Origin of the sequence: Lonsdalea britannica (assembly GCF_003515985.1) — a bacterium.
In the GTDB taxonomy this organism is placed as follows: domain Bacteria; phylum Pseudomonadota; class Gammaproteobacteria; order Enterobacterales; family Enterobacteriaceae; genus Lonsdalea; species Lonsdalea britannica.
In genome coordinates, this window is record NZ_CP023009.1 from 571,997 (window position 1) to 592,074 (window position 20,078).

16 protein-coding genes are annotated in these 20,078 nt (G+C 54.6%); 2 read left to right on the forward strand and 14 right to left on the reverse strand.

Translation table 11 applies throughout. The features are described 5' to 3' along the window. Positions 1-3: 3 nt before the first annotated feature. The 7 genes from carA to ribF all read right to left on the reverse strand — a co-directional run bounded on the left by carA (position 4) and on the right by ribF (position 8,421). On the reverse strand, positions 4-1,149 hold the full coding sequence (gene carA / locus CKQ53_RS02720; RefSeq protein WP_094118087.1) for a glutamine-hydrolyzing carbamoyl-phosphate synthase small subunit: 1,146 nt from the start codon (positions 1,147-1,149) through the stop codon (positions 4-6). 457 nt (positions 1,150-1,606) lie between these two features. Further along, positions 1,607-2,428 carry a 4-hydroxy-tetrahydrodipicolinate reductase gene (gene dapB, locus CKQ53_RS02725; RefSeq protein WP_094118086.1) on the reverse strand — a complete coding sequence of 274 codons (822 nt, stop codon included), beginning with the start codon at positions 2,426-2,428 and terminating at the stop codon, positions 1,607-1,609. 285 nt (positions 2,429-2,713) lie between these two features. Further along, positions 2,714-3,664: a 4-hydroxy-3-methylbut-2-enyl diphosphate reductase gene (gene ispH / locus CKQ53_RS02730; protein ID WP_118894619.1), complete on the reverse strand. Its 951-nt coding sequence runs from the start codon at positions 3,662-3,664 to the stop codon at positions 2,714-2,716. Then, positions 3,645-4,118: an FKBP-type peptidyl-prolyl cis-trans isomerase gene (gene fkpB, locus CKQ53_RS02735; RefSeq protein WP_094118085.1), complete on the reverse strand. Its 474-nt coding sequence runs from the start codon at positions 4,116-4,118 to the stop codon at positions 3,645-3,647. Before fkpB ends, ispH begins: the two co-directional genes overlap by 20 nt. A 3-nt stretch (positions 4,119-4,121) precedes the next feature. Beyond that, entirely contained in the window at positions 4,122-4,616 is a 495-nt protein-coding gene (gene lspA, locus CKQ53_RS02740; protein ID WP_409359754.1) for a signal peptidase II, read from the reverse strand. 11 nt (positions 4,617-4,627) lie between these two features. Continuing rightward, entirely contained in the window at positions 4,628-7,447 is a 2,820-nt protein-coding gene (gene ileS / locus CKQ53_RS02745) for an isoleucine--tRNA ligase (protein ID WP_094118083.1), read from the reverse strand. A 32-nt stretch (positions 7,448-7,479) separates the two neighbouring features. Further along, the gene (gene ribF, locus CKQ53_RS02750; RefSeq protein WP_118894621.1) at positions 7,480-8,421 is read right to left on the reverse strand and encodes a bifunctional riboflavin kinase/FAD synthetase; all 942 of its coding nucleotides are present in this window, start codon (positions 8,419-8,421) and stop codon (positions 7,480-7,482) included. A gap of 403 nt (positions 8,422-8,824) precedes the next feature. Here ribF and rpsT point away from each other — a divergent pair, with 403 nt between their 5' ends. Then, entirely contained in the window at positions 8,825-9,088 is a 264-nt protein-coding gene (rpsT, locus tag CKQ53_RS02760) for a 30S ribosomal protein S20 (RefSeq protein ID WP_026739060.1), read from the forward strand. A 169-nt stretch (positions 9,089-9,257) separates the two neighbouring features. On the opposite strand, the gene nhaA is transcribed toward rpsT, so the two are convergent. From nhaA to mog, 6 genes are all read right to left on the reverse strand, one after another. After that, a complete protein-coding gene (gene nhaA, locus CKQ53_RS02765; RefSeq protein ID WP_118894623.1) occupies positions 9,258-10,460 on the reverse strand; it encodes a Na+/H+ antiporter NhaA in 1,203 nt (400 codons plus the stop codon). A 218-nt stretch (positions 10,461-10,678) separates the two neighbouring features. Beyond that, the gene (locus CKQ53_RS02770) at positions 10,679-11,578 is read right to left on the reverse strand and encodes a glycerophosphodiester phosphodiesterase family protein (protein ID WP_094118082.1); all 900 of its coding nucleotides are present in this window, start codon (positions 11,576-11,578) and stop codon (positions 10,679-10,681) included. Between the two features lie 205 nt (positions 11,579-11,783). Then, positions 11,784-12,920, reverse strand: a complete 1,137-nt coding sequence (dnaJ, locus tag CKQ53_RS02775; protein ID WP_026739057.1) for a molecular chaperone DnaJ — start codon at positions 12,918-12,920, stop codon at positions 11,784-11,786. Positions 12,921-13,032: 112 nt separating this feature from the next. Continuing rightward, complete coding sequence (dnaK, locus tag CKQ53_RS02780; protein WP_094118081.1) at positions 13,033-14,949, reverse strand: molecular chaperone DnaK; 1,917 nt, start codon at positions 14,947-14,949, stop codon at positions 13,033-13,035. 345 nt (positions 14,950-15,294) lie between these two features. Next, positions 15,295-16,632: an MFS transporter gene (locus tag CKQ53_RS02785; protein ID WP_118895280.1), complete on the reverse strand. Its 1,338-nt coding sequence runs from the start codon at positions 16,630-16,632 to the stop codon at positions 15,295-15,297. A gap of 120 nt (positions 16,633-16,752) precedes the next feature. Then, positions 16,753-17,340: a molybdopterin adenylyltransferase gene (gene mog, locus CKQ53_RS02790; RefSeq protein WP_085651786.1), complete on the reverse strand. Its 588-nt coding sequence runs from the start codon at positions 17,338-17,340 to the stop codon at positions 16,753-16,755. Between the two features lie 361 nt (positions 17,341-17,701). Here mog and CKQ53_RS02795 point away from each other — a divergent pair, with 361 nt between their 5' ends. After that, complete coding sequence (locus tag CKQ53_RS02795) at positions 17,702-18,787, forward strand: GGDEF domain-containing protein (RefSeq protein ID WP_099045372.1); 1,086 nt, start codon at positions 17,702-17,704, stop codon at positions 18,785-18,787. Between the two features lie 50 nt (positions 18,788-18,837). Here CKQ53_RS02795 and tal read toward each other — a convergent pair whose 3' ends face one another. Further along, positions 18,838-19,791 carry a transaldolase gene (tal, locus tag CKQ53_RS02800; RefSeq protein WP_094118115.1) on the reverse strand — a complete coding sequence of 318 codons (954 nt, stop codon included), beginning with the start codon at positions 19,789-19,791 and terminating at the stop codon, positions 18,838-18,840. Between the last annotated feature and the right edge of the window lie 287 nt (positions 19,792-20,078).

Sequence of the window (20,078 nt, forward strand, 5' to 3'; positions counted from 1 at the left end):
TGGTTATTGGGTGTTACGGTAAGACTCAATCAGCTCGATAAAGTGGTCGAACAGCGGCGCGGCATCGTGCGGACCCGGGCTGGCTTCAGGGTGTCCCTGGAAGCTGAAAGCCGGTTTATCAGTGCGGTGAATGCCCTGCAGCGAGCCATCGAACAGCGATGTATGAGTGACGCGCAAATTCGCCGGGAGTGAGGCTCCGTCCACCGCAAAGCCATGGTTTTGAGCGGTGATCATCACGCAGTCCGCATCCAGATCTTTCACCGGGTGGTTGCCGCCGTGGTGGCCGAATTTCATTTTGATAGTGTCGGCGCCGCTGGCCAACGCCAGCAGTTGGTGACCCAGGCAAATGCCGAAGATCGGGATCTCGGTGTCCAATAGCGTTTTGATGGCGTCGATAGCGTAATCGCAGGGCGCCGGGTCGCCGGGACCGTTGGACAGGAACACGCCATCTGGATTGAGTTTCAAGACATCTTCAGCGGAAGTCTGGGCCGGAACGACCGTCAGACGGCAGCCGCGATCCACCAGCATGCGCAGAATATTGCGTTTGGCGCCGTAGTCGTAGGCCACCACATGATAAGGCAGCTCGCTGTCGTCTTTCGGCGTCGGCAGATCGCCTTGCAGCGTCCAACTCCCCTGACGCCACTCGTAGCTGGCGGCAGTCGTCACCTCTTTCGCCAAATCCATGCCTTTCAGGCCCGGGAATGAGCGCGCTTTTTCCAGCGCCAGCGCGGCATCCGCCGCATCGCCCACAATGATGCAGCCATTTTGCGCGCCTTTTTCTCTCAGCAGACGCGTGAGCTTACGGGTATCGATATCCGCAATCGCCACAATGTTATTGCGCTGAAGGTAGTGGGAGAGGCTTTCCTGGCTGCGGTAGTTGCTGGCAATGAGGGGAAGGTCGCGAATAATCAGGCCTTGTGCCTGAATGGATGAGGATTCTTCGTCGCTGGCGTTGACGCCGACATTACCAATGTGAGGATACGTAAGAGTAACAATCTGGCGGGAATAGGAAGGATCAGTGAGGATTTCTTGATAACCGGTCATCGACGTATTGAAGACCACTTCCCCCACAGCCGATCCCTCTGCCCCAATGGCCCGGCCATGGAATTGGGTTCCGTCTTCCAGAACCAATAGCGCTGACTTAATCAAAACACCCTCCAAGGAATAAACAATCACGTTATTTGCATATTAATTCAGATTCGCCGATCTAAATCAATGCAAAAACCACCTGTAAGGTAAATTTTCGGCAAATTGGGCGCATTTTAATGACGGGCCGGTCAATTGTCCATCCAAAACAGGATTTTTTCTTGTGTTTATACGTATTCAGTCAATAATCCCAGTCGATAGCCATAAAAACACACATAAAATGGCTTAAGAAAACGGTTGCTCACCAAGATGACGAAAAATGTGGTTGATATCGCATCAACTGCGCCAAACAGAGAGCGCAGAAGTCAAAAACAAGCCATAAAACAAAAGAAAACAACGAAATAAGAAGAGTTAATTAAAATATAACAATCAAACACATATTTTATGCACAAAACAAAAATGACACCCAAAAGGTGCCATTTAAATCATATAGTTACATTTAAATCACCAGACCATAAAATCACAAATCATCGAGACCAAGCACATCTTTCATGTCATAAAGACCTGATTTATGCGCCCTTAACCAAATGGCAGCCCTGACTGCGCCATTGGCAAAAGTCATACGACTTGAAGCCTTGTGGGTTATCTCTACGCGTTCGCCGATATCCGCAAACATGGCCGTGTGTTCACCGACGATATCGCCCGCACGAACGGTCGCGAAACCAATGCTTTTCGGGTCACGCTCGCCGGTATAGCCTTCACGCGCATAGACGGCGCAGCTTTTGAGATCGCGCCCCAGCGCGCCGGCGATGGATTCGCCCATGGCCAGCGCCGTCCCCGAAGGGGCATCCACTTTGTGGCGGTGATGCGCTTCGATGATTTCAATGTCGGTATAATCGCCCATAACCTTCGCGGCTTTCTCCAGCAGCTTCAGCATCACGTTCACACCCACGCTGAAGTTGGCAGCGAACACGATGCCGATGTCGGCCGCTGCCTGAGAAATCGCGGCTTTGCCCGCATCATCAAAGCCCGTGGTTCCGATAATCATAGATTTAGCGTGCTGACGACAAAATGCCAGATGCGCCAATGTGCCTTCAGGACGCGTGAAATCGATTAAAACATCGAAGTCGTTCTTTACGGCATCAAGGGAGTCAGAAACAACCACATTCCGTTTCCCCAGCCCGGCCAGTTCGCCGGCATCACTGCCGACCAGCGTGGAGCCCGCTCGCTCCAACGCCGCGCCCAGCACCGCGCCATCAACATGATCAACGGCCTGTATGAGCTGACGCCCCATGCGCCCGCCAGCACCGGCGATCGCAATACGGATTGATGAATCCTTCATGTCTTCTCTCTCTTATTCATGTCGTGCATAAAAAATGCATTCAGGGTAACCAAACCGAACGGCAGAAAATGAAGCGATGTGCCGACCGGCGAAAATGAGCACGTATCCCGCCTCTGCAACCCGCGCCACCACTCATTGAGAGTCGTTATATGCCCTTTTTTGCGGTATTCGAGGCATCATGCAGATTCACCACTATAACGCATAAACATGCAGTTTCAACGCAGGGAAATATTTTCGGGAAGGGGGAAACGACAGCACCGAACGGGCTGTCGCTCAGTCAGATCGTCAGTCGACCTGTTTAATTTCAACACGCAGTTCTTTCGGCACTTCGAACACGATGTTTTCCTCGCGTCCGACCATCTCGTGCGCCACTTCGCCGCCCAACGACTGGAGACGCTGTACGACCTCCTGCACCAGAACGTCAGGCGCGGAGGCTCCGGCCGTGACGCCGACACAGGCCGCATTGTTGAACCAGGCTTCCTGAATGTCGTCCGCCGAGTCAATGAGATAAGAGCGCTTGCCGACGCGCTGAGCCAGCTCCGCCAGACGGTTTGAGTTGGAGGAGTTTTTCGATCCGACCACCAGCACGACATCAGCTTCACTGGATAAATTACGCACAGCTTCCTGCCGATTCGTCGTCGCATAGCAGATATCGTCCTTACGCGGCCCGATGATTTTGGGGAAACGCGCCCTCAGGGCATCAATCACCGCATAGGTGTCATCAACGGATAGAGTCGTTTGCGTCATGAAACACAAATGGTCTTCGTGCTTCACCTGCAACGCATACACGTCCTTCGGGCTTTCGACCAGATACATCCCGCCCTCAGGGTTGTTGTACTGCCCCATGGTGCCTTCGACTTCGGGATGCCCCGCGTGGCCAATCAGAATCGCTTCCATCCCTTTCCGACTGGCGCGCGCGACTTCCATATGCACCTTGGTGACCAGCGGACAGGTCGCGTCAAACACGCTCAAATCACGGCTTTTGGCCTCTGCGCGCACCGCCTGTGAAACGCCGTGCGCCGAGAAAATCAGGATAGCGCCGTCCGGCACTTCATCAATTTGCTCGATAAAAATAGCGCCGCGTTCCCGCAGACCGTTAACGACAAAGCGGTTATGCACCACCTCATGACGCACGTAAATCGGCGCGCCGTAAATCTCCAACGCGCGTTCCACGATGCTGATGGCGCGGTCAACGCCCGCACAGAACCCGCGGGGGTTAGCCAGCAAGATTTTCATGCTTCTCCTCCTGTAACGGGGGATCGATAGCCTGCACGTCGATGTCGAACGTGATGGTGTGTCCGGCCAGCGGATGATTGAAATCGACGGTGACAGACTCTTCCGCCACTTCCTGAATAATGCCCGGCATATCCTGACCGCCAACGCCGCTGAACAGCATAATCGTTCCCACGTCGGGCACGCCGGTTTCAGCGAAGTCGCGTCGCAGGAAGAACTGAATCAAATCGGGATTGGCATCGCCAAAGGCGGATTCGGGCGGCAGGCTGAAGCGACGCTTATCGCCTACCTGAAGCCCTAACAGCTGCTGCTCCAGCTCGGGGGACAAACTGCCGTCCCCCAGCCGAAACCGAGCCGGTTTTCCGCTGCGCTGAGTATTTTCCGCCACCGATCCGTCTTCCAGGGTCAACGTGAAATGCACCAGTACGGTACTGTGGTTCTCAACACGTTCAGACATGCGTTATTTACCTTCGGCTTTTTTCTTCTCAGAGGACACGAAAAAGCCTTCGAGCACAATCAACAATGCTCCGATACAGATGCCCGCATCGGCGATATTGAAGATGGGGTAGTGCCAGTCATTGATATAGAAATCAACAAAGTCAATCACATAGCCATGAACTATGCGATCGGTCAGGTTACCCACCGCGCCGCCGATAATCATGGCGTAAGCCATGTTATTCAGCTTCTGACTGGCGCTGGAGCGATACATTAGTACCAGCAGAGCCGCGGTGATCGCCAGCGCGATCACCGCAAAGAACCAACGCTGCCAACCATCTTTATCAGCCAGGAAACTGAACGCTGCGCCCGGATTATGGGCATACGTCAGATTAAAGAATGGGATCAGCGGCAGCGACTCACCCAACTGAAAGTGAGTCATGACCCACTGCTTGCTGCCCAGATCGACTACCAGCACTACCAGCGCCAGCCAAAGCCAGCGCAGTCCCGTTGATTTCATAGCGTGTCTCATTAGACGAATTTACGCACTTCGCCCGCACCACCGACATTGGTGGCACAGCGACCGCACACTTCAGGATGCTCGGAGTCAGTCCCGATATCCGTTTCAAAATGCCAGCAGCGCGGACATTTCTCGCCGTCAGCCTTATCAAGGACAATTTTCAGCCCTGATAATTCCGTCTGCTGAGCGTCCGCAGGCGCATCGTCGTAAGAGGCGATGGTCGCTTTCGAGGTCAGCAGCGCGAAATGCAGCTCAGGCTGCAGCTGATTCAGCTTCTCAGTCAACGCGCTATCCGCATACAGCGTAACAGCCGCTTCCAGAGAACCACGGATGTGCTTGTCGTTACGCGCCTGCTCGATGACCTTGTTCACTTCGCTGCGGATTTGCAGCATATCGGCCCAGAAAGCCTCATTCATGCTTTCATCGCCGTCAAGACCGAACAGGCCGTCATACCACTCTTCGGTAAAGACGTACTGCGCGCGCTCGCCCGGCAGGTAAGCCCAGATTTCATCCGCAGTAAAGGAGAGGATCGGCGCCATCCAGCGCACCAGCGCTTCGGCGATGTGGAACAGGGCCGTCTGACAGCTGCGACGCGCGACGCTGTCGCTCTTCGCGGTGTACTGGCGATCTTTGATGATATCGAGGTAGAACGATCCCATTTCGATCGAGCAGAACTGCATCAGGCGCTGTACTACGCGGTGGAAGTCGTAGTTTTCGTACGCATCCAGAATCTCTTCCTGCGCCGCTTTCGCGCAACCGACCGCCCAGCGATCCAGCACGACCATATCCTGAGGTGCCACGCTATGCTGAGCCGGATCGAAACCGTTCAGGTTCGCCAGCAGGAAGCGGGCGGTGTTACGGATACGGCGGTAAGCATCGGCGGAACGTTTCAGGATTTCATCGGACACCGCGATCTCGCCGGAGTAGTCGGTGGAACCGATCCACAGGCGCAGAATGTCGGCGCCCAGTTTATCCATGACGTCCTGCGGGCTGACTGTGTTACCGATGGACTTGGACATTTTGCGGCCCTGTCCATCCACGGTGAAACCGTGAGTCAGTACCTGACGGTACGGCGCTTTACCTTTGATAGCGGTAGAGATCATCAGAGAAGACATGAACCAGCCGCGATGCTGGTCGGAGCCTTCCAGATACATATCCGCCTCGTGGCCGCCGAACTCCGGACGCACGTCGACCACTGAAGCATGGGTAGAACCGGAATCAAACCACACGTCCAGCGTATCAGGCACTTTGACGTAGTTGGCGGCGTCTTCGCCCAGCAGCTCCGCCGGGTCCAGATCCCACCATGCCTGAATGCCATCCTGCTCAACGCGTTTAGCGACGGCTTCCATCAGCTCCACGCTGCGCGGATGCAGTTCTTCGGTGTCTTTGTGCACGAACAGCGACATCGGCACGCCCCAGGTACGCTGACGGGAAATACACCAGTCTGGGCGGTTCGTGACCATGGTTTCGATACGCGCCTGGCCCCAGTCCGGGATCCACTGCACATCTTTGATTTCCGACAGCGACTGCTTACGCAGCCCTTTCTGATCCATGCTGATAAACCACTGCGGCGTCGCGCGGAAGATAATCGGCGTTTTGTGACGCCAGCAGCAAGGATAGCTGTGCAGCAGTTTTTCAACGTGCAGCAGCACGCCGCGTTCGCGCAGCATTTCAACAACAGTATCGTTAGCCTTGAAGACGAACAGACCGTCCAGTCCCGGGAATGTACCCGGCAGATAGCAACCGTTTGGACCTACCGGGTTGGCGATTTCCAGCTGATATTTCTGACTGATGACGTAATCGTCCGGACCATGTCCGCCCGCGGTATGGACCGCGCCCGTACCGGCATCCAGCGTAACGTGGTCGCCCAGAATCGCCGGGACATCGAAGCCCATGAACGGGTGATTGAAGCGCATCAGTTCCAGCGCGTTACCCTCGCACTCGCCCAGCACCTTCCATTCGGAAACGCCCAGACGCTGCATCACGCTTTCAACCAGATCCGCCGCCAGAATCAGCGCCTGACCATCAACCTGCACCAGCTGGTAAATGAATTCCGCATTCAGGGAGATAGCGCGGTTAGCCGGCAGGGTCCACGGGGTCGTCGTCCAAATCACCAGAGAGATGGAACCGACTACCGCATCGGCTGAAACGCCAAACTTCGCCGCCACGGCGGAAGGGTCTACCGCGCTGAAAGCGACATCAATGGAAGGCGACGTTTTGTCATAGTATTCGACTTCCGCTTCCGCCAGTGCGGAACCACAGTCGGCGCACCAGTGCACCGGCTTCGCGCCTTTGTGCAGATGACCGTTAGCGATGATTTTGCCCAACGCGCGGATGATGTTGGCTTCGGTGTCGAAGTCCATCGTCAGGTAAGGATGATCCCACTCGCCCAGTACGCCCAGTCGAATGAAGTCTTTTTTCTGTCCGGCAACCTGCTCTGCCGCGTACTTACGGCACTCCTGACGGAATTCTGCCGCGCTGACTTTTTCGCCCGGCTTGCCGACCAACTGTTCAACTTTCAGCTCGATAGGCAGACCATGACAGTCCCAGCCCGGAACATAGGGCGAGTCATAGCCGGAAAGCCCCTTGGACTTGATAATAATGTCTTTAAGAATCTTGTTAACCGAGTGACCAATGTGAATGTTGCCGTTGGCGTACGGGGGGCCATCGTGCAGGATAAAGGTTTTTTTACCCTGCTTGGCGCTACGAATAATCCCGTACAGATCCTGATCGTACCAACGTTTCAGCATATCGGGTTCGCGCTTGGCGAGATCGCCACGCATCGGGAACCCTGTTTCCGGCAAATTCAGGGTAGTTTTATAGTCACTCATTAGATTCTCGATTTCGTTTTCGGCTAGAAAAATTAAACCGGTGCCTTTAGCCCAAAGAATTCACGGGCCGCCACCTCATCATTAGCAATCTGCTGCTTCAGCGCATCAAGCGAAGCAAATCGCTGTTCATTACGTAGTTTTTTGCGCATGACCACTTCTATATGGCGGCCATACAGATCCAGCGTGACGTCAAGCAAATGCACTTCCAACTGCTGACGTTTGTCGCCGGTGACCGTCGGGCGCGTTCCGATGTTAGCCACGCCGGGAATAGGCTCATCGCCCAATCCGTAAACGCTGACGGCGTACACGCCGCTGACCGGCGAGACCTTGCGTTTTAACGGCACGTTCGCCGTAGGGAAACCGATCGTGCGGCCCAGCGCATTACCGTGTACCACGCGTCCCGAGATACTGAACGGATGCCCCAGTAACGCTTCGGCCTGCGCCAAATCGTCCTGGCTGAGCGCTTCCCGCACCGCGGTACTGCTCACTCGTTTTCCACCGTTGCAGAACGAATCGGTGCTAATGACCTCAAAGTCCAGCTCAACGCCCGCTTTCTGTAATAACAGGAAATCCCCTTTGCGACCAGCGCCGAAGCGGAAGTCATCCCCCACCACCAGGAATTTCACCCCCAGCTTGTTGACCAGCAGATCGGAAATAAAGGTATGGGCGTTGTGGGCGGCGAAAGCCGCGTCGAACTTCACGCACAAGAGGTAATCCACCCCCGCCTGCGACAGGTATTTGACCTTGTCGCGCAACCGGGTCAGTCGGGCAGGCGCGTTGTCGCCGCCGAACAGTTCCTGCGGTTGGGGTTCAAAAATCATCACCATCACCGGCAGTCCGCGCTTCTGCCCTTCCTGTTTCAGGCGTTCGAGCAGCACATGATGCCCGCGGTGGACACCGTCAAAGTTACCAATAGTAAGCACACAGCCATGATGGTGTGCCTGAAGATTGTGTATACCGCGTATTAGCTGCATAACTGGCTCAAAACAGTGGAAATCGGCGGATTATACCTTGTACAGCGAGTAAGGTTAACCCGGGATGCGTGCCTTTTGTCGCCAGCCCTGCTGATTTCAGCACAGGAAGGCAGCTTAAAATGAGCAGAATTGCCTCCCATGAGGTAGTATCTCGCGCTCAGTAAGGCATGGGATTGCCAAGATCAGTCGGTTAACACGGGTTGCGCGTTTTAATACCGATTTATGGTGTGAAAGGCTGTATTCCCCGACGTGAAGCTGTTAAAATCCTGCGCCATCACAACGTAACAAGCGCTGACGTACAAACGGCGCTTATTTGCACAAATCCATTGACAAAAGAAGGCTAACCGGGCATATTCCTCGGCCTTTGAATTGTCCTCGATAGAATATATTTGGGAGTTGGACCTTGGCTAATATCAAATCAGCTAAGAAACGCGCCGTACAGTCTGAAAAGCGTCGCAAGCATAACGCAAGCCGTCGCTCCATGATGCGCACTTTCATCAAGAAAGTATACGCGGCGATCGCCACTGGCGATAAAGAAGCAGCACTGAAAGCGTTTAATGAAATGCAACCGATCGTGGATCGTCAGGCTAGCAAAGGCCTGATTCACAAGAACAAGGCTGCACGTCATAAGTCAAACCTGATCGCTCAGATCAACGCTTTGCAATAATCGCTTTTTGCGAGCATTGCTAGAAAAAACCGGCCTAGGCCGGTTTTTTTATGTCTGCAGATCCTGAAACAGCAAACGATGATCTTACCTGACTGAGTGTGGTCTTGATCGCGTAGAGGCTGTCACATGCCCACACGATCGTCGCCCCATCGTCTGATGACTGCGCAGGTTACTCTTCTCTGGGTAATGTCGTGTGACAAGACACTGCAGGCAAGGCCATACGCAAAGCGATAAAACCCAACACCCCAGCCGCCAACGAGGTCACCAGGATCGCGAGCTTGGCATACAGCACCGTCGCCGCATCCGCTTCACCGCCGAAAGAGAGCAACGTGATGAAAATAGACATCGTGAAGCCTATACCGCACAGCACCGATACCGCACTAAGCTGACGAAAGTTCACGCCTGCCGGTAATGCCGCAAGCCCCAGCGCGGTCACTGCCCCGCTGAACAACATAATACCCAGCGGTTTTCCTATCAGCAGACCGGCGGCGATGCCCACCGTGAGCGGCGAGAGCATCTGCGTTGCGTCTACCCCCTGTAGCGCGATACCCGCATTGGCGAAGGCAAAGAGCGGAATAATCAGAAAGGCGACCCAGCCGCTTAACCGGTGTTCCAGCGCTTTCGCAGGCGATGGTTGTCCAGCTGGCGCGCGCAGCGGGATGAGGAATCCCACCACCACCCCCGCCAGCGTGGCATGCACGCCCGACAGCAGCACGCAGAACCATACAACGACGCCTACCAATAAATAAGCGGGCGTGTTCATCACCTGTCGCCAATTCAAATACGCCAGGATCAACGCCGACAGCGCCGCCCCCAGCAGAGCCCATCCATGCAGTTGCTGCGTATAAAACAGCGCGATCACCAGAATCGCCCCGAGATCGTCAATGATCGCTAGCGCCAACAGGAAAACTTTCAGTCCCAGCGGCACCCGCTTACCCAGCAGCACCAGAATACCCACGGCGAAGGCGATGTCCGTCGCGGTCGGGATTGCCCACCCCACCCGAGTGTGCGCATCTGCGGCGTTGATCGCCAGATAGATCAGCGCAGGGACCACCATTCCTCCCAGCGCTGCCGCAACGGGTAACAGCGCCTGACGCCGGCTGGCCAATGCGCCGACCATCAGCTCGCGTTTGACCTCAAGCCCCACCATCAGGAAAAACAGCGTCATCAGGCCATCGTTAATCACATGCAGCAGCGAGGCATGAATGCGTATTTCTCCCCACGCCACGTGGAACGGCGTTGTCAGTACCTTGTCATATCCCATCGCCGTCAGCGGAATATTCGCCATCAGCAACGCCAGCAGCGTAGCAACAATCAGCGTTATTCCCGCCGCTGCATCCAGCCGGGCAAACCGGCGCAATAGCCTTATCATCAGGACTCTCTCTCAAAACGGCATCAGCACACCGCCTTCTTGTGTAGTCAGGAAGGCGGGATCAGAAGCCATCACTCTCGTTGAAAATGCCGCAGCATTCAACAAAAACCAGATAACCTTCGGTAAAAACGAATCACAGCAAAATGATGAGCGTTATAGGGACGGCAAACGCGTGTCACCTACGCACCAACCACGGCGCCTCATGACGTTCGACAACGCTATTTCGCGTTACCCTGACGAAAAGCCCGCGCGTCGCGCGGAGAATCCACCAGCACGCCATCCGCCCCCAACTCCCGCGCACGCGCGTAATCGGCTGGCGTATTAACGCCAAACAGAATAACCTGCGCCGTTCCGGCAGACCGAAAGCAGTCCATCGCTTCTTTATCCCAGGTCAGTAAGGATTTGGAACGCCCTTCCCCCAATGTGAAGCGCTCAACGACCTCAACCTCGCGACGTAACTCCAATCCATACCAATGCATCGTCTGCGAAGCCGGAAGCGGATCACATTGATGCGCCATGGAGACATTCGCCAATAAGGTTCTGGTACGGTCACGGCTTTCGAAGCGAGAAATCGGCGGCGGCAACGCGTCGAGATAGCGCGCATCCGTGGAGTAAACACGCGTACGCGCCAGGCTTCCAGTGTCCTGCAGCGTTTTCAGCAGCGCCTGACCGAAGCGGACCGGATCGGTATCGGGCGATTTGATATCCAGATAGAACGTCACCTGAGGAAACATCCGCAAGACCGCATCCAGTCGGGGAATGCCGATGCCTTTGCCACGGAAGGGATGATGCGTGGCATCACCGAAAGCCCATCCCGCATCTACGTTCGCCAATTCAGCACTGGTGTACGCAGAAATCGGCCCTTGTTTATCGGTCAACGCCTTAAGATCCGTCGGTCTATACAGCACAATCACGCCATCTTTCGCCTCCTGCAACGTGATCCAAACCGCATCCGCGCCATTCTTCAGCGCGGTATCAACCGCTATCACCGTATTTTCCGGCGCATCGCCGGTCCCACCCCGATGTGCAATCACCTGGGGCGCACTCGCGGAATACGCCGTGCCGGACGCCGCCGCCAAACACAGAAACACACAGAAATCGTGGAAAAATCGTTGCATGCCAAGCCCCTGTTTGAACAATCAATGAGGGGCCTAAGCATATCGTCGCGATATGACGTTTTTGTAACAGCGCGCCGTATTGGCCGGGAAAACCGGCTTACGCAAGATTGTCAGCAAGACAGGGAAAATGAGGCATCCACGCACCATAAAAAACGGCCCGCAAAGCGGGCCGTTGATGGGGATCGACACGTCGAATGATCTGATCTTAACGGGTCAAGTCGTCAAAGAATTTCTTCACGCCATCGAAGAAGCTTTTCGAACGCGGGCTGTTGCGCTCACCGGAAGGTCCGCCAAAGCTCTGTTCCAGTTCTTGCAGCAGCTCTTTCTGACGCTCGTTCAGGCTGACCGGCGTTTCTACCACCACGCGACACAACAGGTCGCCCTGTGCGCCGCCGCGAACGGACTTCACGCCCCTGCCGCGCATTCTGAACAGCTTGCCGGTCTGCGTTTCCGCCGGGACTTTAAGCTTCACGCGGCCATCCAGGGTCGGCACTTCGATTTCGCCACCCAACGCCGCCATCGCGAAGTTGATCGGCACTTCGCAGTACAGGTTGTTTTCTTCACGCTGGAAGATCGGGTGCTGTTTCACCTGAACCTGTACGTACAGATCGCCTGCCGGCGCGCCCATCTCACCGGCTTCACCTTCACCGGAAAGACGAATGCGGTCGCCCGTATCCACGCCAGCCGGAATTTTAACCGACAGCGTTTTGCTTTTTTCCATACGACCGTGACCGTGACATTTCACGCACGGATCTTTGATGATTTTGCCGCGGCCATGACAGTGCGGACACGCCTGCTGCACGGTGAAGAAGCCCTGACGCATCTGCACCTGACCGTTACCATGGCAGGTTGGACAGGTCGCCGGCGAGCTGCCCGGACGGGAGCCGTTGCCATGACAAACATCACACTCTTCCAGCGTCGGAATACGGATCTCTTTGGTGACGCCACGCACGGCCTCTTCCAGAGTCAGATCCATGTTGTAACGCAGGTCTGAGCCACGGCTCGCGCGTTGACGGCGTCCACCGCCAAAAATGTCGCCGAAAACGTCGCCAAAGATATCGCTGAAGTCTGCGCCGCCGCCGAAACCGCCGCCGCCGCCACCACCCATGCCGCCTTGTTCGAACGCAGCATGACCGTACTGGTCATATGCAGCACGTTTCTGCGAATCGCTCAGCACTTCGTAGGCTTCTTTGACTTCTTTAAATTTGGCTTCAGCACTGCTGTCACCGGGGTTACGGTCCGGGTGAAACTTCATCGCCAGGCGCTTGTACGCCTTCTTGATTTCACGTTCATCCGCGCTTTTCGCAACGCCTAACGTTTCGTAGTAGTCTTGCTTAGCCATGCTTGTTATCTGCCCTCAACATGCGTGCACGGGCGCAGAGTTTCCCCGACGCCCGTGCTGATTGCCTTGCCGACAACGATAACTTACCGCTGCCGCGCCCGCTCAAGGGCGATTATTTTTTGTCTTTGACTTCTTCGAATTCCGCATCAACGACATCGTCGTCTTTACGGTCAGCGCTTTCGCCGCCAGCGGCGCCCGCTTCCGGCTGAGCCTGCTGCTGCTGAGAAGCTTCCAGCAGTTTGGTCGATGCTTCAGCCAGCGCCTGGATTTTCGCTTCGATGTCCGCTTTATCTTCAGACTTCAGAGACGCTTCCAGCGCTTTCAGCGCGTCTTCGATCGCCGTTTTGTCGTCAGCGGCCAGTTTGTCGCCCAGTTCTTCCAGCTGCTTACGCGTGCTGTGCAGCAGGTGGTCGCCCTGGTTACGAGTCTGAACCAGCTCTTCGAACTTACGGTCAGATTCAGCATTCGCTTCGGCTTCACGCACCATCTTCTGGATTTCGTCTTCGTTCAGACCGGAAGACGCCTTGATGGTGATGTTCTGTTCGCGACCGCTGTTCTTATCTTTCGCAGACACGTGCAGGATACCGTCGGCATCAATGTCGAAGGTGACTTCGATCTGCGGCATGCCACGCTGAGCCGGCTGAATGCCGTCCAGGTTAAACTGCCCCAAAGATTTGTTGTCCTGAGCGCGTTTACGCTCGCCCTGCAGCACGTGGATCGTCACTGCGGACTGATTGTCTTCCGCGGTGGAGAATACCTGGCTGTGTTTGGTCGGGATCGTGGTGTTCTTGGCAATCAGCGCCGTCATCACGCCGCCCATGGTTTCGATACCCAGAGACAGCGGGGTAACGTCCAGCAGCAGTACGTCTTTGACATCGCCAGACAGTACGCCGCCCTGTACGGCAGCACCGATAGCCACGGCTTCGTCCGGGTTAACGTCTTTACGCGGCTCTTTGCCGAAGAAGTCAGCGACTTTCTTCTGAACCATTGGCATACGCGTCTGACCACCGACCAGGATGACATCGTTGATGTCGGATACGGACAGTTTCGCATCCTGCAGCGCGACTTTCAGCGGCTCCAGAGAGCGGGTGACCAGTTCTTCAACCAGAGATTCCAGTTTGGCGCGAGTCACTTTGATGTTCAGGTGTTTCGGGCCAGAAGCGTCAGCCGTGATGTACGGCAGGTTAACGTCGGTCTGCTGCGCGGAAGACAGTTCGATTTTCGCTTTTTCTGCCGCTTCTTTCAGACGCTGCATTGCCAGCGGATCGTTACGCAGATCGAAGTTCTGCTCTTTCTTGAACTCGTCAACCAGGTAGTTGATCAGACGGCTGTCGAAGTCTTCACCACCCAGGTGGGTATCACCATTGGTTGCCAATACTTCGAAGGTTTTTTCGCCTTCCACTTCATCGATTTCGATGATGGAGATATCGAACGTACCACCACCCAGGTCGTAAACCGCGATAGTACGGTTGCCGACTTCTTTATCCAGGCCGTAGGCCAGGGCAGCCGCGGTCGGTTCGTTGATGATACGTTTGACTTCCAGACCCGCGATACGGCCGGCGTCTTTGGTGGCCTGACGCTGAGCATCATTGAAGTATGCCGGTACGGTGATAACCGCTTCAGTGACGGCTTCGCCCAGGTAATCTTCAGCCGTTTTCTTCATCTTCTTCAGAACTTCGGCGGAAATCTGCGGCGGAGCCAGTTTCTGGTCTTTCACTTCCAGCCAAGCATCGCCGTTGTCAGCACCGATGATTTTGTACGGCATGATGTTGGCGTCACGCTGAACTTCTTCGTCCTGGAAACGACGACCAATCAGACGCTTGATAGCAAACAGCGTGTTTTTCGGGTTGGTCACCGCCTGACGTTTAGCCGGTTGGCCAACCAGAGTTTCACCGTCTTGCGTATAAGCAATGATGGAAGGCGTGGTGCGATCGCCCTCGCTGTTTTCCAGTACCTTAACCTTCGTACCATCCATAATCGCAACACAAGAGTTGGTTGTACCCAAGTCGATACCAATGATCTTACCCATCTAAACATCTCCACTAAAAAGTCATATTCGGTTGTATCGTTCAACCTACTATGTGGGCGGCAAATGAGTTTTCAACTCCTCGCCATACTATGCCGTGTTCGGTCAAACTGTTCTGATGACTCATAGATGGGGACGACAATGCCAGCATCAAGGGCTACTGGGTAAAAAAAACCATTCTTTTGCTATTTTGCTTTTTCTGTGTACAGAAGAAAGGCGCTCAGCCGGCTTCTTATACCCCGCATGAACCCTTTTTGCCCGCGATGTTGTCGCCGACGGGGAGGGATTCCCCGTCAGAGATAGGACCAATGGGCGTCGACGATGCGGGTTAAGCCAAGAGGGGGCGTTTTACCCGCGCCCGGAGAAGGAGGAAGGGGACGCTTCACTTTCAGAGGACACATCACCCTGCTCTTTTTCGAGCAGATAACGTATGAGATAGCCGCCCATCAGGACGCCGCCTAACGACAAGAACAAGACGTAATACGCGGGCGCCAACGGCGTCAATGTCATCAAAAATGTCACCAAAACCGGCGTGAGTCCGCCAAAGATTGCGTAGGCGATATTGTAGGATAATGAAATACCGGAAAATCGCACGACGGGCGGGAAAGCCCGCACCATCACGCACGGCACTAATCCCGTCACACCGACGCTAAAACCGGCCAGCGCATAGCTCACAAACAGGGTTGTCGTGCTGTCCGCCGCGTGGGTATAAAAGAATCCGCTGCTGGCGGCCAGCAGCAAACTGCCGCCGATAAACGTTTTGCCCACCCCCAGCCGGTCCGCAATACCGCCTGCAACGATACAGCCCAACATCAGCATGACGGTCGCCAGACTGTTTGCCTGCAAGGTCAGCGCAGGGGCGATGCCGTAAACCTTCTGCAGATAGGTGGGCGACATCAGCACGACCACCACCACCCCCGCCGACAGCAGCCAGGTCAACATCATCGATAGCACGACCGACTTTTTGTGCGCCTGAATGACCGATTTGAGCGGAAGTTCTTTCGCCAGCGCTTTACGCGCCTGCATATCGACGAACACGGGGGTTTCTTTCAGCCAACGCCGCAGATACATCGCGATAAAGCCGAACAGACCGCCGATGAAAAAAGGGATACGCCAACCGCCGGAGAGAATTTGATCCTGGGACAGCAGCATGTTCAACAGCGTAGCCAGCATCGACCCCACCAAAATGCCCAGCGTCAGACCCGACGTGAGAATGCCGCAGGCAATGCCGAGACGCTTCGCCGGCACATGTTCGGCAACGAAGACCCAAGCGCCGGGCACTTCCCCGCCAATGGCCGCCCCCTGCAGTAAACGCAGTAGCAATAGCAACAACGGGGCGGCTATTCCGATGGTCGCGTAGGTAGGGAGCAGTCCCATGCCCAGCGTCGGCAGCGCCATCATCAAAATGCTCAGGCTGAACATTTTTTTACGCCCTACCAGATCGCCGAAGTGAGCCATGACGATTCCGCCCAACGGTCGGGCCAGATAGCCTGCGGCGAAAATGCCGAACGTTTGCAGCTGACGCAGCCACTCAGGGCTGTCGGATGGGAAAAAAAGTTGGCCGATCACCGGCGCGAAGAAGACGAACACGATGAAATCGTAAAATTCCAGAGCGCCGCCCAGCGCCGCCAGAGAGAGGGTTTTGTAGTCTTGTCGATTCAACTGCTGATGGGATTTGTTATCCATAATGACCGCGCTATGCGCCATTGAGTCGGGGCGCTGTAGTATCCTTGCGAAAACATGACTATACCGACAAATTTCAGCCAGACAGACAAATCTAAATATTATGACGCGTGAACGCCGACTTCAGTTTTGAAGTTCGCGCAACGCGCTTTTAGGACGAAAAGCGGCAACCACGTTGGGATCGGTCTCAACGTACGGCCCTTCCAGGAGCTGAATGCAGTAGGGGACGCTGGCGAAAATGCCGGGAACGATCACCTGCCCCGCCTCATCTTTCAGACCGGTTAGCGTCTCTTGAATCGATTTGGGCTGGCCCGGCAAGTTCAGAATCAACGCCTGTTTACGAATCACGCCCACCTGACGGGACAAAATCGCCGTCGGCACAAATCGCAGGCTGATTTGACGCATCTGTTCGCCGAATCCCGGCATCTCACGATCGGCGACCGCCAGCGTCGCATCAGGGGTAACGTCACGTCGGGCCGGACCGGTACCGCCGGTAGTCAGCACCAGATGACAGCCAAATTCATCCACCAGCTCGCACAGCGTTTGTTCGATCATCGCTTGTTCATCGGGCACCAGACGCGACTGTATCTCGAACGGCGTCGTCAGCGCTTGTGAGAGCCAGGTCTCCAACGCAGGGATCCCCTTATCCTGATAAATGCCGCTGGACGCTCTGTCGGAAATCGACACTAATCCAATACGCAGACTGTTCATAATGACCTCGTGCCTATCTAATTATCTCGGAAAGCCCATTTTATCAGGCCGACGTAAATAGCACCTCCGGAAATAAATTTGGAGGCGAATCGAGAGAATATCCCGCTGTGCCTTCTTTGCTTTTCATTTTTGTCGACAATGAAAGCGCAGGCGGGTGAACGCTCAGGATAAAAACGAATTTAGGAATTCGATAATATATTATCGTCAACTGCTGACACCCGAGAATAAAATCGCCAAAATAGTGCCTTTGCTATACCGCGCTGGTGCGTGGTTCTGGTCACCCTGTTTTTCATCAGTATTACTTATGGTTATCCTGCATAAATATTTTAGGTGAATGATTTAATTCGAATAAGATGTCTGAATGAATATAATTCAACGCAATATATTAAAAATTTTGTCGCATACGCCGGTCGCGTTTGTCCTGTTTGGTATAGTCTCATTTGTCATTACTGCCTGTATTCTGCTGAACACACAGCGAAATAATTGGCAGGAAGAAAAACGCTATTTCGATAATATCATTCAGATCTATGAATCATTCAATAATGGTAATGCACTCGTAGAAAGCGACCATAGCTATAAAAATGGCGATTCGCTCTTTTCAAGAGTGATTATTCTCTCGTTCCGCAGCAACGATGTCGTTAAAGAGTGTATTCACCGACTGTCGTCATTCGATATCACGATGAGCGAAAAGTCGATCGCTCGCGTCTGCCAGAGCAAGCTGCCTACCGTTGGGGAGCTGAATAAGAAAGATCAGTTAACGTCCGTGCTTCCTCTCCTGTCTTCGTCGGATGACCTGGTGGGTATTCGTATCCGGTTCGCCACGTTGAGTGGACCGCCGATTTTCAGTTCCGTATTTTCCTCTCTCAGTTCGTTGGTGGCGCTGCTGAGCATCAGCCTGTTCGGCGCATTTCTTGGCACCCTCCTGGCGCTGCTGATAAAAAAATACCTGATTGAGCTACCGGCCATCGCCCGCTTCGACGATCTGACCGGTTGCCTGCGCAGAGATGCTTTTTACCATGCCGCCAACAAAGTCATGCGCAACGCCACCCAGCAACATCAACCGCTGTGCGTCCTGCTGATCGACCTCGATCACTTCAAGAAAATTAATGATACGCTGGGGCATGCCGCGGGGGATGAAACGCTGAAGGATGTTGCTGATGTGACCCGACACTACTTCCGCAGAGGCGACATCTTGGGACGTTTGGGAGGCGACGAGTTCGCCGTGATATTACCAAATACGACGTTGGATAACGCCTACAGAGTCTCGGAACGCATCCGCCTTGCGATCCACGAAATGACCTACGACAAACTCTCCAAACGCCATCTTTCCGTCAGTATTGGTTTAGTGGAATACGCGGCTGGCGAAGAGACGCTGGAACAAGTGATCAATCGGGCCGATATCAAGCTCTACGCTGCGAAGAAAAGCCGTAACCGCGTTGAAAAATAAACGGCCAGCGATGGCTGGCCGTATGGCGATGCTTCCTGTCTTTGCCGCCCTTACAGCAGATCGGCAATCATTTTTTCCAGTTTGCCCTGATCGACGGCAAACTTACGGATCCCTTCCGCCAGTTTATCGACGGCCATCGGATCCTGGTTGTGTTCCCAATAGAACTCGGACTCCATGAGCGGAGCAGGACGCGCCTGGATATCGCCGCTGTAAGACAGTTTGCGTTCAACGCTGCCTTTCGCTTCCGCCAGCTCTTTCAGCAGAGCCGGCGCGATAGTCAGACGGTCGCAGCCCGCCAGCGCCAGAATTTCACCGCTGTTACGGAAGCTTGCGCCCATGACCACCGTCTCGTAACCGTGAGACTTGTAGTAATCGTAAATTTCACTCACCGAGATAACGCCCGGATCTTCCTGTGGTTCAAACGTCTGCTGTTCGCCGTTGGCTTTGTGCCAGTCAAGGATACGGCCCACGAACGGGGAGATCAGATACACGCCCGCTTCCGCACAGGCGCGGGCCTGAGCGAAGGAGAACAGCAAAGTCAGGTTACAGTTGATGCCTTCCTTTTCCAGCTGCGCCGCTGCTCGGATGCCCTGCCAGGTGGAGGCTAATTTGATCAGGATACGATCATTGTCGATCCCGGCATCGTTGTAGAGTTTGATCAGGCGCTTCGCTTTCGCCACGCTGGCGTCGGTGTCATAGGACAGGCGAGCATCCACTTCGGTGGAAACACGGCCGGGAACCAGCTTCAAAATTTCCAGCCCGATATTCACGGCCAGTTTGTCGGAGGCGTCGGTCACCTGCTGAGCAGGATCGTTGCTCTGCTGACGCGCCCAGTTCACGGCGTCATCAATCAGTTTGCGATATTCCGGGATCTGGGCCGCATTCAGAATCAAAGAAGGGTTAGTCGTGGCATCCTGCGGCTTGTACAGTTTCATTGCCGCGATATCACCGGTATCAGCCACTACCGTAGTGTATTGGCGTAGGGAAGTCAGTTTATCCGTCATGTTGGCCTTTCTCATTGTTAGTACATGAACTGGTGGCAGGGTGCCGTCGCCAGAAATTGATAATAGCATGCGCGAAACCCCACGCAAGATGGCCTGACAAATCACTGCCATCATGCTTTCTTTATGTTTTTCACTTTTAAAATCAATAAGAAAATCGAAAATCACCGCCAATAACATTTTTGTTCATGTGGATATGAAGGAGAAAAAAGATCTCCTGGCCACCGCGTCGATTACCCTTCCCTGTCGCAACCATCGCCCTTTCCTTCCCCGGTATTAGCCCGTTTTTT